Below are 16,353 nucleotides of genomic sequence, written 5' to 3'. Positions count from 1 at the left end.
CAGAGGTGGGCAATTCCCCTGCGGCCAGCCTCATCGTCACGGGGATGACGCCGACAGTAGGCTCGCCGATGTGGTCGAACCGCTCCATGTGCCCCCGAAAGCACCGGCACGGGTAGTGGTACTGGCGTCGGGCACCGGGTCGCTGCTGAATTCCCTGTTGACGTCGGCCGTCGCGGACTATCCGGCCCGGGTGGTCGCCGTCGGCGCCGACCGCGACTGCCCGGCCATCGAGATCGCCGCGGCCGCCTCCGTGCCCGCATTCACCGTCCGACTCGGCGACCACCCAAACCGCGACGCCTGGGACGCGGCTATGACGGAGGCCACCGCCGCGCACTCGCCCGACCTGGTGGTCTCCGCCGGCTTCATGAAAATACTTGGACCGCAATTCCTTTCGCGATTCCATGGCCGCATCATCAACACGCACCCGACGCTGCTGCCGGCGTTCGCGGGTGCGCACGGGGTGGCCGACGCGCTGGCCTACGGCGTGAAGCTCACAGGCTGTACGGTGCACCTGGTAGACGCCGGGACGGACACCGGGCCGATCCTGGCGCAGGAATCCGTTCCGGTGCTCGACGACGACACCGAAGAGACCTTGCACGAACGCATCAAAGTCACCGAACGAAAGCTACTGGTGGACGTGGTGGGCGCGATCGCGACAGGCGGCCTGACCGTGGTCGGGAGAAAAGCGACGATCGGACGAAAGGCGATGAACCGATGAGCACCGACGACAGGCGCGAAGACGCCAAGCGGCCGATCCGGCGCGCCTTGATCAGCGTGTACGACAAGACGGGGCTGGCCGACCTCGCGCAGGGACTGGCGGGTGCGGGTGTGGAGATCGTCTCGACCGGATCCACCGCGAAGGTCATTGCGGACAAAGGCATTCCGGTAACCCGGGTCGAGGAGTTGACCGGTTTTCCCGAGGTTCTCGACGGCCGGGTCAAGACGCTGCATCCGCGCGTGCACGCGGGCCTGCTCGCCGACCTTCGCAAACCCGAGCACGCCGCCGCGCTCGAGGAACTCGGCATTGCGGCGTTCGAGCTCGTCGTCGTCAACCTGTACCCCTTCACCGAGACCGTCGACTCCGGGGCCAGCATCGACGAATGCGTCGAACAGATCGACATCGGCGGGCCGTCGATGGTGCGGGCCGCGGCGAAAAACCATCCCAGCGTGGCGGTGATCACCGACCCCAGGGGCTACGACGGTGTGCTCGCCGCGGTACGCGAGGGCGGCTTCAGCCTCGCCGAGCGGAAAAAGCTGGCGTCGCTGGCGTTTCAGCACACGGCCGAATACGACATCGCGGTGGCGAGCTGGATGGAGTCGACGCTGGCCCCCGAACACCCGCCGACGACTTTCCCGAAGTGGCTGGGCCGCAGCTGGCGGCGCTCGGCGATGCTGCGCTATGGCGAGAACCCGCACCAGCAGGCCGCACTCTACAGCGACCCCGGCGCGTGGCCGGGGTTGGCGCAGGCAGAGCAGCTGCACGGAAAAGAGATGTCCTACAACAACTTCACCGATGCGGACGCGGCCTGGCGGGCCGCCTTCGATCACGAGCAGACCTGCGTGGCGATCATCAAGCACGCCAACCCGTGCGGGATCGCCATCTCGTCGGCATCGGTCGCGGACGCACACCGCAAGGCGCACGAATGCGATCCGCTGAGTGCGTTCGGCGGGGTCATCGCGGCCAACACCGAGGTCAGCCTGGAAATGGCCGAATACGTCAGCACCATCTTCACCGAGGTCATCGTGGCCCCCGCCTATGAGCCGGCCGCCCTGGAGGTGTTGACCCGCAAGAAGAACATCCGGGTTTTGGTGGGTTCGGAGCCGCTGAGCGGGGGGACCGAGCTGCGGCCGATCAGCGGCGGCCTGCTGGTGCAACAGCGCGACGAGCTGGACGCGCACGGCGACAACCCGGTCAATTGGACCCTGGCCACCGGCTCACCCGCTGACCCGGCGACGCTGGCCGACCTGGTGTTCGCCTGGCGCGTGTGTCGCGCTGTGAAATCGAACGCGATCGTGATCGCGGGCGGCGGCGCCACCATCGGCGTCGGCATGGGTCAGGTGAACCGGGTCGACGCGGCGCGACTGGCCGTCGAACGCGGCGGCGAGCGGGTGCGCGGTGCGGTGGCGGCCTCGGATGCGTTCTTCCCGTTCCCGGACGGACTGGAGACGCTGACCGGCGCGGGAGTGAAGGCGATCGTGCATCCCGGCGGATCGGTGCGCGACGACGAGGTGACCGCGGCGGCCACCAACGCGGGCATCACGCTGTATCTCACCGGGGCGCGTCACTTCGCGCATTAGTCACGGTGCCCGCAGCGACGCACGTGTCAATAAGCGTTCGGTGAACGCCCTTGGCATGACTCGTCTGACCCCGCGTCGTAGCGTGGAGTGGTGATGTCACCGAGCAACCTGCCCCGCACCGTCGGCGAGCTGCGCGCCGCCGGTCATCGTGAACGGGGAGTCAAACAGGAAATCCGCGAAAATCTGCTCGCACGCCTCGCCGAAGGCGGAGACGGTGAAGCCATCTGGCCGGGGATTCTGGGGTTCGACGACACCGTGTTGCCCCAGCTGGAACGGGCGCTGATCGCGGGCCACGACTTCGTTCTGCTCGGCGAACGGGGCCAGGGCAAGACCCGGCTGCTGCGCGCGCTGACCGGCTTGCTCGATGAGTGGACGCCGGTGATCGCCGGCGCCGAACTGGGCGAGCACCCCTTCTCACCGATTACGCCGGAGTCCATCCGCAAGGCCGCCACCCTGGGCGACGACCTGCCGGTCGAATGGAAGCACCGCAGCGAGCGCTACACCGAAAAGCTCGCCACCCCGGACACCAGCGTCGCCGACCTGGTCGGCGACATCGACCCGATCAAGGTCGCCGAGGGCCGCAGCCTCGGAGACCCGGAGACCATCGCGTACGGCCTGATACCGCGCGCCCACCGCGGCATCGTCGCGGTCAACGAACTGCCCGACCTCGCCGAGCGCATCCAGGTGTCGATGCTCAACGTGATGGAGGAGCGCGACATCCAGGTCCGCGGTTACACGTTGCGCCTGCCGCTGGACGTGTTGGTGGTCGCCAGCGCCAACCCCGAGGACTACACGAACCGCGGGCGCATCATCACTCCGCTCAAGGACCGTTTCGGCGCGGAGATCCGGACCCACTACCCGCTCGAGCTCGAAGCGGAAGTCGGTGTCATCGCGCAGGAAGCGCACCTGTCCGCCCAGGTTCCCGGCTATCTGATGCAGATAATCGCCCGGTTCGCCCGGTACCTGCGCGAGTCCAACTCCGTCGATCAACGCTCCGGGGTGTCGGCGCGGTTCGCCATCGCCGCCGCCGAGACGGTCGCCGCCGCCGCGCGACACCGCGGCGCGATGCTGGGGGAGACGGACCCGGTGGCCCGGGTCGTCGATCTGGGCACGGTGATCGACGTCCTGCGCGGCAAGCTGGAATTCGAGTCCGGCGAGGAAGGCCGCGAACAGGCCGTGCTCGAACACCTGCTGCGCCGGGCGACCGCGGACACCGCGTCGCGGGTGTTGGGCGGCATCGACGTCGGATCGCTGGTGGCCGCGGTGGAGGGCGGTTCGGCGGTGACGACGGGCGAGCGGGTCTCGGCCAAGGATGTGCTGGCCGCGGTCCCGAGCCTGGCCGTGGTGGACAAGATTGCGGCCAAGCTGGGTGCGCAGTCGGAAGGCGAACGCGCCGCGGCGCTGGAGTTGGCGCTCGAGGCGTTGTATCTGGCCAAGCGCATCGACAAGGTATCCGGGGAGGGCCAAACCGTCTATGGCTAGGTCTGATGGTGACGACCCGCAGCGCCCGGCTTCGCCGCGCCTGCGATCGTCACGAGGGCACTCCTCGCGTTACTCGGCGTACACCGGCGGGCCCGACCCCCTGGCCCCGCCGGTGGACCTGCGCGAGGCGCTCGAACAGATCGGCCAAGATGTCATGGCCGGCACGTCGCCACGCCGCGCGCTGTCCGAGCTGCTGCGTCGCGGCACCAAGAACATGCCGGGCGCGGATCGGCTGGCCGCCGAGGCTAACCGGAGACGACGGGAGCTGTTGCGGCGCAACAACTTAGACGGAACGCTGCAGGAGATCAAAAAACTTCTGGACGAGGCCGTGCTGGCCGAACGCAAGGAGCTGGCTCGCGCGCTTGACGACGATGCCCGCTTCGGCGAACTACAACTGGACGCGCTGCCGTCCTCGCCGGCCAAGGCCGTCCAGGAGCTCTCCGACTACAACTGGCGCAGCGGCGAGGCCCGTGAAAAGTACGACCAGATCAAGGATCTGCTCGGCCGCGAGATGCTGGACCAACGCTTCGCGGGCATGAAGCAGGCGCTGGAGGGCGCCACCGACGAGGATCGTCAGCGGGTCAACGACATGCTCAACGACCTCAACGACCTGCTGGACAAGCACGCCCGCGGCGAGGACACCCAGCAAGACTTCGAAGACTTCATGGACTCCCACGGCGAGTTCTTTCCCGAGAACCCGCGCAACGTCGATGAGTTGCTGGACTCGCTGGCCAAGCGTGCCGCCGCCGCGCAGCGTTTTCGCAACAGCCTCAGCGCTGAGCAGCGCGCGGAGCTGGATGCCTTGGCGCAGCAAGCTTTTGGGTCACCAGCGCTGATGCAGGCGCTGGACCGGCTCGACGCGCACCTGCAGGCGGCGCGGCCGGGGGAGGACTGGAGCGGGTCCGAGCAGTTCTCCGGTGACAACCCGTTCGGGATGGGCGAGGGCACCCAGGCGCTGTCCGACATCGCCGAGCTGGAGCAACTGGCCGAGCAACTGTCGCAGAGCTATCCGGGCGCCACCATGGACGACGTCGACCTGGATGCGCTGGCGCGTCAACTCGGAGACGAGGCGGCCGTCGACGCCCGCGCCCTTGCGGAATTGGAACGCGCGCTGGTCAATCAGGGCTTTTTGGACCGCGGTTCCGACGGCCAGTGGCGGTTGTCGCCGAAGGCCATGCGTCGGCTCGGCGAGACGGCGTTGCGCGATGTGGCACAACAACTTTCCGGGCGCCGCGGCGAGCGCGACCATCGGCGCGCGGGAGCGGCCGGCGAACTCACCGGCGCCACCCGACCCTGGCAGTTCGGGGACACCGAACCGTGGAACATCTCCCGCACATTGACCAATGCCGTGCTGCGGCAAGCGGGAACTGCCACCCTGGACGGCCGCGACGGGCGGTTGAAGCTCACCGTCGACGACGTCGAGGTCTCCGAGACCGAGACACGCACGCAGGCCGCGGTCGCGCTGCTGGTCGACACCTCGTTCTCCATGGTGATGGAGAATCGCTGGCTGCCGATGAAGCAGACGGCGCTGGCGCTCAACCATCTGGTGTGCACGCGTTTTCGTTCGGATGCCTTGCAGATCATCGCTTTTGGCCGATACGCCCGGACGGTGACCGCCGCGGAGCTCACCGGGCTCGAGGGCGTCTACGAGCAGGGCACCAACCTGCATCACGCGCTGGCGCTGGCCGGTCGGCATCTGCGCCGGCATCCCAACGCGCAGCCGGTGGTTTTGGTGGTGACCGACGGTGAGCCCACCGCGCACCTGGAGGACTTCGACGGCGACGGCACGACCGTGTTCTTCGATTACCCACCGCATCCGCGGACCATCGCGCACACCGTGCGCGGCTTCGACGAGATGGCGCGGCTGGGCGCCCAGATCACCATCTTCCGGCTGGGCAGCGACCCTGGTCTTGCCCGGTTCATCGACCAGGTCGCCCGACGCGTCGAGGGGCGGGTCGTGGTGCCCGATCTCGACGGCCTGGGAGCGGCCGTGGTCGGTGACTACCTGCGGTCCCGTCGTCGTTAGGCGCGTTGGAGACCGCGTCCGGGTAGGTGTGTCCTGGACTGGGTACAGGGATGTGAACGAGGAGGAGATGCATGAGTCAGGTTCCGACGATCGAACTCAATGACGGTGTCAGCATTCCGCAGCTGGGTTTCGGCGTGTTCCAGATCAAGCCCGACGAGACCGCCGCGGCGGTCAAGAAGGCCCTCGAGATCGGATACCGCCACATCGACACGGCCGAGATGTACGGCAACGAAAAGCAAGTCGCACAAGGCATTCGCGACGCGGGTCTCGACCGCGGTGACGTCTTCGTCACCAGCAAGCTCAACAACGGATTCCACCAGCCGGACGTTGCGCGTCGCGCATTCGACGAGACGCTCAAGAAGCTGGATTCCGACTACGTCGACCTGTTCCTCATCCACTGGCCGCTGCCCACGCTCTACGACGGCGACTTCGTCTCGACCTGGAAGGTCTTCGAGGAGTTCGCGCGCGACGGACGCGCCCGCAGCATCGGTGTCTCGAATTTCCAAGTGGCACACCTGCAACGGCTGGCCAACGACACCGACACCGTCCCATCGGTCAACCAGGTCGAGCTGCATCCCTACTTCGGCAACGACGCAGTCCGGGCCTACGGGCGCGAGCATGGCATCGCCACCGAGGCGTGGGCACCCATCGCGCAGGGCAAGGTGCTCGACGATCCGGTGATCAAGCGCGTCGCCGAGGCCCGCGGTAAAACCTCCGCGCAGGTGGTGCTGCGCTGGCACATTCAGCGCGGCGACATCGTCTTCCCGAAATCGGTGACACCGGAACGGGTGAAAGAAAACTTCGAGCTGTTCGACTTCGAGCTGGACGACTCCGACATGGACGCGATCGACGCGCTGAACAAGGGTGAATCGGGACGCAACGGCCCCAACCCCGACACTTTCGATTACGTGCCCGACTAGAACGTTTCGCTAGCCGCGTGGCCGCCGGGCCTTGCGGATGATGCCGACCCCGCCCCACAGCGAGAAGCCGCGAATGTGGACGGTCGGCGCGCCGGGCGTGCCCTGCCCGAGCACGGCGCGGTCGAAGTTGCCCATCACGCCGCGGCCGTGCACCTCGACGTTGACCTCCGGCGGCAGCAAAATGTTCTGCACACCCATGATCGACATCGCATGAATGTCGACCTCGGTCGAGGTGAAGTCGGCGTAGCGCAGATCGACCACCCCGCTGCCCCACAGCGTGAAGGTGGTGAGCTTCTTCGGGACGTTCCATCGTCCGCGGCGCTCGAAGCCGCTCATCAACGCCAGCAGCAGCGTCGACGGCGCCGGATTCAGCTTGCCGCCGCGGCGCGGGCTGATCGGCGTCCCCGGCAGATCGGCCCGCAGTTGATCCAGTTCTTCATATGTCGTCGCCGCGTAAGCCCTGGTCAAACGGTCTTCGTAGTCGTTGAGCTGCAGGCGGCCCTGCTCGGCCGCGTACGCGAGCAGCTGCGCAGTCTGGATGCGATCGGTATCGCCCGCGCGCGGCGGTTCGCCGCGCGTGTCCTCCGCATCCCGTTGCGTTGAGTTGCTCATCACCCACGAGCCTACGACGTCCAGGTTTTGCCGCAAGAGGATTGGCTAAACTGCAACGTTGCGCCCGCCCGGGCCACGCCGCCGGCCGTCCGGCCGGACCCCCTGTTTGACATCTGGCTAACTTCTCGGTGGCTAACCGGCCCAGTCGGGCGGACGCTTCTCCAAGAACGCCAGCATGCCTTCGCGGGCTTCGTCGGACACGAACAGTCGGGCGGATTCCTCGGCGAGCCGCTCGGCGTCGCGGTCGAACCCGCCCAGCACCGCGGCCGTGGTCAGTGCCTTGGAGGCCGCGAGGCCCTGAGGCGATCCCCGGCCGATTTCGGAGACCAGTTTGCCGACTGCGGCGTCGACGTCCTCGGCGGCCTCGGTGATCAACCCGATCTCGGCCGCCTGGGCGGCGCCGAACTTCTCGCCGGTCAGGTAGTAGCGTGCCGCGGCCCGGGGCGACAGCTTCGGCAGCAGCGTCAACGAGATGATGGCCGGGGCGACGCCGATCCGGGCCTCGGTAAGCGCGAAGGTGCTGCTGGGGCCGGCTACGGCGATGTCGGCCGCGGCGACCAGTCCCATGCCGCCGGCGCGAACGTGGCCGTCGACCGCGACGATCACCGGCAGCGGCGCCTCGACGATCGCACGCAACAGTTGGGCCATCTCCTTCGAGCGCTGGGCGGTCGCCTCGGCGGGATCGCTGCTTGACGTTCCTTCAGAGAGATCCGCGCCCGCGCAGAACGTGTTGCCGGTGTGGCCGAGCACCACGACGCGCACGGCGGGATCGGCCGCCGCGTCGCGCAGCCCTTGGTGAAGCTGATTGACCAAGGTCGTCGACAGCGCGTTGCGGTTGTGCGGGGAATTCAGGGTCAGCCGCGCAACGTACCCGTCGGCGGTGTATTCGACGAGGGTGGCCATCAGTAGCTTCGGGGCAGGCCCAGCGATGTCTGCGCGACGAAGTTCAGCACCATCTCGCGGCTGACCGGAGCGATGCGGCCCAGCCGGGCCGAGGCCAGCATGGCCGCCACACCGTATTCCTTGGTCAGCCCGTTGCCGCCCATCGACTGCACCGCCTGGTCCACCGACCGCGTAGCCGCCTCGGCCGCAGCGTATTTGGCCATGTTCGCGGCCTCGGCCGCGCCCATGTCGTTGCCGGAATCGTAGAGGGTGGCGGCCTTCTGCAACATCAGCTTGGCCAGCTCGACCTCGATGTGGCACTGTGCCAACGGATGTGACAGGCCCTGGTGCGCGCCGATCGGGGTGCCCCACACCTGGCGGGTCTTGACGTAGTCGGCGGCCCGACTCAGGGCGAAGCGTCCCATCCCGACGGAGCTCGCCGCGCCCATGATGCGTTCCGGGTTAAGACCGGCGAAAAGCTGTGCGATAGCGGCATCTTCGGCGCCGACCAGTGCGTCGCCGGGCAGCCGGACGTCGTCGAGGAAGACCTGGAACTGGCGTTCGGGGCTGATCAGTTCCATTTCTATCGGGGTGTAGCTGAAGCCGGGCGCGTCGGTGGGCACGACGAACAGCGCGGGGCGTAACTTGCCGGTCTTGGCCTCCTCGGTGCGGGCCACCACCAGCACCGCCTGCGCCTGGTCGATACCCGAGATGTAGACCTTCTGGCCCTTGAGGATCCAGTCGCTGCCGTCCCGGCGGGCGGTCGTGGTGATCTTGTGCGAGTTGGAGCCGGCGTCCGGCTCGGTGATGGCGAACGCCATCGTCAGCGTGCCGTCAGCGATGCCGGGAATCCAGCGCTTCTTCTGCTCCTCGGTGCCGAACTTGCTGATGATGGTGCCGTTGATGGCGGGCGAGACGACCATCAGCAGCAGCGCGCTACCCGCGGCCGCCATTTCCTCCATGACCAACGACAGCTCGTACATGCCGGCGCCCCCACCGCCGTACTCCTCGGGCAGGTTCACCCCGAGGAAGCCGAGTTTGCCTGCCTCCGACCATAATTCGTCGGTGTGCTCCTGGGCGCGGGCCTTGCGCAGGTAGTACTCGCTGCCGTAATTGGCTGCCCACGCAGCCACCGACTTGCGAAGGGCCTGACGCTCCTCGCTCTCGATGAAGCTGGTGTCGGTCATGCTGGATCTCCTTCTGATTGCGGCGCTTCCACTCTTGCCAGCACAGCGCCAACTTCGACTTGCTGACCGGTCTTGACATTGAGTTCGGCGAGCACCCCGTCGACCGGGGCGGCGATGGTGTGTTCCATCTTCATGGCCTCCAGCCAGATCAAGGGCTGTCCGGCGGTGACGGCCTCGCCGATCGCGGCACCGAGCCTGATGACGCTGCCGGGCATCGGGGCGACCAGTGAGCCCTTTTCGACGGTCGAACCCGGTTCGGGGAAACGGGGCAGCGCGATCAGGTGCACCGGCCCGAGGGCGGAATCGACGTAGACATCGGAATCGTAGCGGCGCACCGAGAAGCTGTGGTCGACGCCGTCGGCCCGCAGGACCACGTCATTGGCCGTGGCCGACACCAGCTGCACCGACGGGTCTTCGGGCAGCACCAAGCCGGCTCTGGTGAAACGGTATTGAACCCGAAGCTCGTCACCCTGCTCGTCGCGGTAGTCCTTGACCTGGTGCCCCGATGACAGGTTTCGCCAGCCGCTGGGAACGGCGCTCAGCACCGGCGCGGTGGCACGGTTGTGCGCGGCGTCGGCGAGTGCGGCCGCGACGGCGGACAGCCGGATCACGGCGGCGTCGCCCAGTGGCGCCGCCAACCGCGCCAAGTCATGGGTGTCGAAAAACGCTGTGTCGGTGGCGCCGCCGAGGAACGCCGGATGCCGCAGCACATTCACCAGAAGATCGCGATTGGTGCGCACGCCGTGCACGCGGGCGCGGGCCAACGCGTCGGCGAGAACCAGCGACGCCTGACGGCGCGTGGGGGCGTAGGAGATGACCTTGGCCAGCATCGGGTCGTAGTGGATGGAGACGGTGAACCCGTCGACGATGCCCGAATCCAGCCGGATCCCGGTCCGGTGTCCCAGCGAGCTGAACTCAGCCCGGACGGAAGGCATCTCGAACGCGCGCACCAAACCGGCCTGTGGCTGCCAGTTTTTGGCAGGGTCCTCGGCGTAGAGCCGGGCCTCGATCGAATGTCCCTGCGCGGCAGGAGGTTGCGCGTCGAGGCGAGCGCCGTCCGCGACGGCGAGTTGCAGCTCGACGAGATCGAGGCCGGTGGTCTCTTCGGTGACCGGGTGTTCGACCTGCAGCCTGGTGTTCATCTCCAGGAAGTAGAACTCGCCGTCGTCGTCGGCCAGGAACTCCACCGTCCCTGCCCCGGTGTAGCCGATGGCCTCGGCGGCCAACCGGGCCGCGTCGAACAGCTTGGCGCGCATGCCAACTGTGCGCTCCACCAACGGCGACGGAGCCTCCTCGATGATCTTCTGGTGCCGGCGCTGAATCGAGCATTCGCGTTCGCCGACCGCCCACACGGTGCCGTGGGCGTCGGCCATGACCTGAACCTCTATGTGATGCCCGGTGGGCAGATAGCGTTCGCAGAACACGGTCGGGTCACCGAACGCGGACTGCGCTTCCCGGCTCGCCGCGGCGACTTCGCCGGCGAGCGCGGACAATTCGCGAACCACGCGCATGCCGCGACCACCGCCGCCCGCGGAGGCCTTGACCAGAACCGGCAGCTGCGCCTCGGTGACGGTGTCGGGGTCGAGCTCGTCGAGCACCGGAACCCCGGCGGCGGCCATCAGTTTCTTGGACTCGATCTTGGAACCCATCGCCCGCACCGCGGCCACCGGAGGTCCGACCCACGTCAGTCCGGCGTCCTGGACGGCGGCCGCGAAATCGGCGTTCTCCGAGAGGAACCCGTAACCGGGGTGTATCGCGTCGGCACCCGCGGCGCGGGCCGCGGCGATGAGGGCGTCGGCGTTGAGGTAGTCGTTGGTCTTGTCCAGCCGCACCCGGGCATCGGCCTCGGCGACGTGCGGCGCGCCCTCATCGGGGTCGGTGTAGACGGCGGCCGTGCCCAAGCCGAGCCGGCGGCAGGTGGCGAACACCCGCCTGGCGATCTCACCGCGGTTGGCGACCAGAACTCGAGTAACCATGGGGCTCACATCCGGAAGACGCCGAAATTCGACGTTCCCTTGATCGGGCCATTGGCGATGGCGGACAGACACATTCCCAATACCGTGCGGGTATCTCGCGGGTCGATCACCCCGTCGTCGTAGAGCATCCCGGACAACACCAGCGGCAGCGACTCGGCTTCGATCTGCCCCTCGACCGCGGCCCGCATCGCCGCGTCGGCCTCCTCGTCGACCTGCTGGCCGCGCGCCTGGGCGGCCGCCCGGGCCACGATCGACAGCACGCCCGACAGCTGGGCGCCGCCCATCACCGCGGACTTCGACGTCGGCCACGCGAAAAGAAACCGCGGATCGTAGGCGCGGCCGCACATGCCGTAGTGGCCCGCGCCATAGGAGGCGCCGATCAGCAGCGAGATGTGCGGGACGGTCGAGTTGGACACGGCGTTGATCATCATCGAGCCGTGCTTGATCATCCCGCCCTCTTCGTAGTCCTTGCCCACCATGTAGCCGGTGGTGTTGTGCAAGAACAACAGTGGCGTGTCGGAGCGGTTGGCCAACTGGATGAATTGGGTGGCCTTCTGGGACTCCTCGCTGAACAACACCCCGCGCGCGTTGGCCAGGATGCCGATCGGGTAGCCGTGCAGTTGGGCCCAGCCCGTCACCAGCGAGGCCCCGTACAGCGGCTTGAATTCGTCGAATTCGGAGCCGTCGACGATGCGGGCGATCACTTCGCGGGGGTCGAACGGGATGCGCAGATCCGCCGGCACGATGCCGATGAGTTCCTCGGTATCGAACAACGGCGCGGTGACCGGCTTGGGTTTCGGCCCCTGCTTGACCCAGTTCAACCGGGCGACGACGCGACGCCCGATCCGGATCGCGTCGAGTTCGTCGACGGCGAAGTAATCGGCCAAACCCGAGACGCGGGCATGCATTTCGGCGCCGCCGAGCGATTCGTCGTCGGACTCCTCACCGGTGGCCATCTTCACCAGCGGGGGGCCCGCGAGGAAGACCTTCGATCGTTTTTTGATCATCACCACGTGGTCGGACATGCCCGGGACGTATGCGCCGCCCGCGGTGGAGTTGCCGAACACCAACGCGATGGTGGGGATGCCGGCCGCGGAAAGCCGCGTCAGATCGCGGAACATCCGTCCGCCGGGAATGAAGATTTCCTTCTGCGTGGGCAGGTCCGCACCCCCGGACTCCACCAGGGAGATCACCGGAAGCCGGTTCTCGAAAGCGATCTGATTGGCCCGCAGGATCTTTTTCAGGGTCCACGGATTGCTGGTGCCGCCTTTGACCGTCGGGTCATTGGCGACGATCATGCATTCGACACCTTCGACCACGCCGATGCCGGTGACCGTGCTGGCGCCGACCTTGAATGCGCTGCCCCAGGCGGCCAGCGGGCTGAGTTCCAAGAACGGCGAATCCTGATCGACCAACAACTCGATGCGTTCGCGGGCCGTCAGCTTGCCGCGGTCATGATGGCGCTCAACGTATTTGGCCCCACCACCGGCCAGGGCGTTGGCGAACTCATTGTCGATTTCCTCGAGTTTCGTCAACGCGGCCGCCGCCGCGTCGGTGAAGGCGGTGGCCTCCGCGTCGAGCGTGGACTGCAGCACGGTCATGATTGGAATCCCAGAAGTTTGGCGGACAGGGCGGTGAGGATTTCGGTCGTCCCGCCGCCGATGCCGAGGATTCTCATGTCCCGGTATTGGCGTTCGACCTCGGATTCGGCCATGTAACCCATGCCGCCGAACAGCTGAACGGCTTGGTGGGCCACCCATTCGCCGGCTTCGACGGCGGTGTTCTTGGCGAAGCACACCTGCGGAATCAGGTTCGTCTCGCCGGCGAGCTGCCGCTCTACCACGCTGCGCGAGTAGACCCGGGCGACGTCGATGCGACGGGCCATCTCGGCCAACGTGTTCCGCACCGATTGGCGCGATATCAATGGGCGTCCGAACGTTTCGCGGTCGCGGCACCATTGCACCGTCAGGTCCAAGCATCGCTGCGCACTCGAATAAGCCTGTGCGGCAAGGCCGATCCGCTCGGAAACGAAGGCCTGGGCGATCTGGGCGAAGCCGCTGTTCTCGGCGCCGACCAGGTTGGCCACCGGGACGCGGACGTCGGTGTAGGACAGCTCGGCGGTATCCGAGGAGCGCCAGCCCATCTTGTCGAGCTTGCGGCTCACCTCGAAACCTGGCGTGCCCTTCTCGACCACCAGAAGCGAAACCCCGCTCGCGCCCGGGCCTCCGGTGCGCACGGCGGTGACCACATAGTCGGCGCGGACTCCCGAGGTGATGTAAGTCTTGGCGCCGTTGACGATGTAGTGGTCACCGTCGCGAACCGCCGAGGTTCGAAGATGTCCGACGTCGGAACCGCCACCCGGTTCGGTGATGGCGAGTGAACCGATCAGTTCGCCTGCCAGCGTCGGGCGAACGAACGAGTCGATGAGCCGCTGATCGCCCGAGGCGATCATGTGTGGTACCGCGATGCCACATGTGAACAACGACGCGAACACGCCGCCCGGCGCTCCGGCCTGATGCATCTCCTCGCAGATGATCACCGCATCGGCGCCGTCGCCGCCACCACCGCCGACCGATTCGGGAAAGTTCGCACCCAGCAGTCCGGCGGCTCCGGCGCTGCGGTGCAATTCGCGCGGCAGGTCGCCGGTGCGCTCCCACTCGTCGACGTGGGGCAGGATCTCGCGTTCTGCGAACGAGCGCACCGTCTTTCGCAACTGTTCGCGCTCGGGCGTAGTCCAAAGGTTCACAGTAAACTCTCCGGGATGTCGAGGTAGCGGCCGCGGAGCCATTCGCCTAGCCCCTTGGCCTGGGGGTCGAATCGAGCCTGGTATGCGACGCCCTGGCCGAGGATGCCGTCGATGACGAAGTTGACCGCCCGCAGATTCGGCAGCAGGTGGCGGGCGACGTCGAAGTCAGCCGCTTCTGGAAGCAGCTCCTTGAGCAGGTCGACGGTCAACGTGTTGGCCAGCCAACGCCATTGCTCGTCGGTGCGCACCCACACCCCGACATTGGCCGAGCCACCCTTGTCGCCACTGCGGGCGCCGGCGATGCGGCCCAGCGGCACCCGCCGGGCGGGCCCGCCCGGCAACGGTTCGGGAAGCGGTGGCTCGGCGGCGGGGGAGAGCTCGAGAGTTTCTGTGGCGCAAGCGATGTCGACGCGGGTGCCGTCGGCGTGTACCGCAACGTGCGGTACCTGATCGGCGGCGACGTAGCCCGGGGTGAACACCCCGTAGACCTGGCCGTCGCCCGGCGGCGCGGTCACGTGGAATCCCGGATAGCTGGCCAACGCCAATTCGACAGCGGCCGAGGAGAATTGGCGCCCGACGTTGGCCGGGTCGGGATCGCGCACGACGCAGTGCAGCAGCGCGCTGGCGGCTTCTTCGGTGTCGGCGTCGGGGTGGTCGGTGCGGGCCAGCGACCATTGCAGTTCCGCGGGCTTGACGGTGAGCGCGGCGTCGAGTTGCCGGCGCACGAGGTCGGCCTTGGCCTCGATGTCGAGGCCGGTCAGCACGAAAGTCATCGAGTTGCGGAACCCGCCGATGCTGTTCATCGAGACTTTGTAGGTGGGTGGCGGGGCCTCGCCGCGGACCCCGCTGATGCGCACCCGGTCGGGCCCGTCGGACGACAACTCGACGCTGTCCATCCGGGCGGTGACGTCCGGGTTGGCGTAGCGCGCGCCGGTGATCTCGTAGAGCAGCTGCGCGGTGACGGTGTCGACGCTGACCAGGCCGCCGGTGCCCGGGTGTTTGGTGATCACCGAGGATCCGTCGGCGCTGACCTCGGCCAGGGGGAAGCCGGCGTGGGTGAGGTCGGCGACCTCGGTGAAGAACGAGTAGTTGCCCCCGGTGGCCTGCACCCCGCATTCGATGACGTGGCCGGCGACCACGGCGCCGGCGAGCCTGTCGTAGTCGGTGCGGTCCCAGCCGAAGTGCGCTGCGGCCGCCCCGACGATCACCGAGGCGTCGGTGACGCGGCCGGTGACGACAACGTCGGCGCCGCTGTCGAGGCAATCGACGATCCCCCAGGCGCCCAGGTATGCGTTCGCGGTCAGCGGGGTGCCCAGCCCGAGTTCGGCGGCGCGCGGCAACAGGTCGTCACCCTCCACGTGGGCGACCCGGGCGTCGATGCCTAGCCGTTCTGTCAGGGCGCGTATCGCATCGGCCAGGCCCGCCGGGTTGAGGCCGCCGGCGTTGGCGACGATGCGGACGCCGCGGTCACTCGCCTCGCCCAGGCAGTCCTCGAGCTGGGTCAGAAAGGTCTTGGCGTAGCCGCGCTCGGGGTGCTTCATCTTGTCGCGGCCCAGGATGAGCATCGTGAGTTCGGCCAGGTAGTCGCCGGTGAGATAGTCGACGTCACCGCCCGTGAGCATCTCGCGCATGGCCGACAGCCGGTCGCCGTAGAAACCCGAACAGTTGGCGATACGGACCGCACCGGAGCTGCCCAAAGCACCAGAGGCGCCGGACGCAGAGGCCATGCCTGTCCCCCATTCGCGGATTCGACCGGTTCGGACCACCCAACCAACCGGTAGGTTAGCGGGTACCGCCGGTGTCACGTCAAGGATGCCTGGTGACTCCCTTGGCGCCGAGATTGCCCATGGGGTCGCACTTCGCCGAAAAGTCACAGCCCTCACGGCAATCTCGGCGAGCCTGCCGGCCGGCGCGGCGCCCATTTTGGCGACAAGCCGACCAGCGACTATCCTGATGTGCGATCGTCGCCCGCCCGATCGGCCCACCGGCCACGCCGCGCGACATGCCGAACTGCAAGTCCCAGATTGAGGAGTCAGGCCCGACCATGGCCGTACCCAAGCGCAGAATGTCGCGCGCGAACACCCGTAGCCGGCGCGCGCAGTGGAAGGCCGAGAAGACCGAACTCGTCGGTGTGACGGTCGCAGGTCAGCGGCACAAAGTGCCCCGCAGGCTGCTCAAGGCGGCCCGCCTCGGTCTGATCGACCTCGACCGCCGCTAGCCCGAT

13 protein-coding genes are annotated in these 16,353 nt (G+C 67.6%); 6 read left to right on the top strand and 7 right to left on the bottom strand.

Annotation, left to right across the window (positions count from 1 at the left end):
- Positions 1–70: 70 nt before the first annotated feature.
- From purN to AC5Y7E_RS23325, 5 genes are all read left to right on the top strand, one after another.
- Positions 71–718: a phosphoribosylglycinamide formyltransferase gene (gene purN / locus AC5Y7E_RS23345; protein ID WP_499950894.1), complete on the top strand. Its 648-nt coding sequence runs from the start codon at positions 71–73 to the stop codon at positions 716–718.
- Entirely contained in the window at positions 715–2,298 is a 1,584-nt protein-coding gene (gene purH / locus AC5Y7E_RS23340; RefSeq protein ID WP_499918477.1) for a bifunctional phosphoribosylaminoimidazolecarboxamide formyltransferase/IMP cyclohydrolase, read from the top strand. The genes purN and purH overlap by 4 nt, the downstream gene beginning before the upstream one ends.
- A gap of 93 nt (positions 2,299–2,391) precedes the next feature.
- The gene (locus tag AC5Y7E_RS23335) at positions 2,392–3,780 is read left to right on the top strand and encodes a sigma 54-interacting transcriptional regulator (RefSeq protein ID WP_499950898.1); all 1,389 of its coding nucleotides are present in this window, start codon (positions 2,392–2,394) and stop codon (positions 3,778–3,780) included.
- Positions 3,773–5,806 carry a vWA domain-containing protein gene (locus AC5Y7E_RS23330; RefSeq protein ID WP_499950893.1) on the top strand — a complete coding sequence of 678 codons (2,034 nt, stop codon included), beginning with the start codon at positions 3,773–3,775 and terminating at the stop codon, positions 5,804–5,806. Before AC5Y7E_RS23335 ends, AC5Y7E_RS23330 begins: the two co-directional genes overlap by 8 nt.
- Positions 5,807–5,877: 71 nt before the next feature.
- The gene (locus tag AC5Y7E_RS23325; protein ID WP_499950892.1) at positions 5,878–6,726 is read left to right on the top strand and encodes an aldo/keto reductase; all 849 of its coding nucleotides are present in this window, start codon (positions 5,878–5,880) and stop codon (positions 6,724–6,726) included.
- Between the two features lie 9 nt (positions 6,727–6,735).
- Here AC5Y7E_RS23325 and AC5Y7E_RS23320 read toward each other — a convergent pair whose 3' ends face one another.
- From AC5Y7E_RS23320 to AC5Y7E_RS23290, 7 genes are all read right to left on the bottom strand, one after another.
- The gene (locus AC5Y7E_RS23320) at positions 6,736–7,338 is read right to left on the bottom strand and encodes a DUF1707 SHOCT-like domain-containing protein (protein ID WP_499918474.1); all 603 of its coding nucleotides are present in this window, start codon (positions 7,336–7,338) and stop codon (positions 6,736–6,738) included.
- 132 nt (positions 7,339–7,470) lie between these two features.
- On the bottom strand, positions 7,471–8,241 hold the full coding sequence (locus AC5Y7E_RS23315) for an enoyl-CoA hydratase family protein (protein ID WP_499950891.1): 771 nt from the start codon (positions 8,239–8,241) through the stop codon (positions 7,471–7,473).
- A complete protein-coding gene (locus tag AC5Y7E_RS23310; protein WP_499918472.1) occupies positions 8,241–9,407 on the bottom strand; it encodes an acyl-CoA dehydrogenase family protein in 1,167 nt (388 codons plus the stop codon). The genes AC5Y7E_RS23315 and AC5Y7E_RS23310 overlap by 1 nt, the downstream gene beginning before the upstream one ends.
- Complete coding sequence (locus AC5Y7E_RS23305) at positions 9,404–11,383, bottom strand: acetyl/propionyl/methylcrotonyl-CoA carboxylase subunit alpha (protein WP_499950890.1); 1,980 nt, start codon at positions 11,381–11,383, stop codon at positions 9,404–9,406. The genes AC5Y7E_RS23310 and AC5Y7E_RS23305 overlap by 4 nt, the downstream gene beginning before the upstream one ends.
- Positions 11,384–11,388: 5 nt before the next feature.
- Positions 11,389–12,978, bottom strand: a complete 1,590-nt coding sequence (locus AC5Y7E_RS23300) for an acyl-CoA carboxylase subunit beta (RefSeq protein WP_499950897.1) — start codon at positions 12,976–12,978, stop codon at positions 11,389–11,391.
- A gap of 2 nt (positions 12,979–12,980) precedes the next feature.
- Positions 12,981–14,129: an acyl-CoA dehydrogenase family protein gene (locus AC5Y7E_RS23295; protein ID WP_499950889.1), complete on the bottom strand. Its 1,149-nt coding sequence runs from the start codon at positions 14,127–14,129 to the stop codon at positions 12,981–12,983.
- Positions 14,126–15,856 carry an acyclic terpene utilization AtuA family protein gene (locus AC5Y7E_RS23290; protein WP_499950888.1) on the bottom strand — a complete coding sequence of 577 codons (1,731 nt, stop codon included), beginning with the start codon at positions 15,854–15,856 and terminating at the stop codon, positions 14,126–14,128. Before AC5Y7E_RS23290 ends, AC5Y7E_RS23295 begins: the two co-directional genes overlap by 4 nt.
- Before the next feature lie 317 nt (positions 15,857–16,173).
- Between AC5Y7E_RS23290 and rpmF the strand changes: the two genes are divergently transcribed.
- Complete coding sequence (gene rpmF, locus AC5Y7E_RS23285) at positions 16,174–16,347, top strand: 50S ribosomal protein L32 (protein ID WP_003872812.1); 174 nt, start codon at positions 16,174–16,176, stop codon at positions 16,345–16,347.
- The last annotated feature ends 6 nt before the right edge of the window (positions 16,348–16,353 follow it).

It is taken from the genome of Mycobacterium sp. NGS17 (assembly GCF_059813205.1).
The sequence above is the reverse complement of the archived record's forward strand: the minus strand, read 5'-3'. Positions and strand labels throughout refer to the sequence as shown.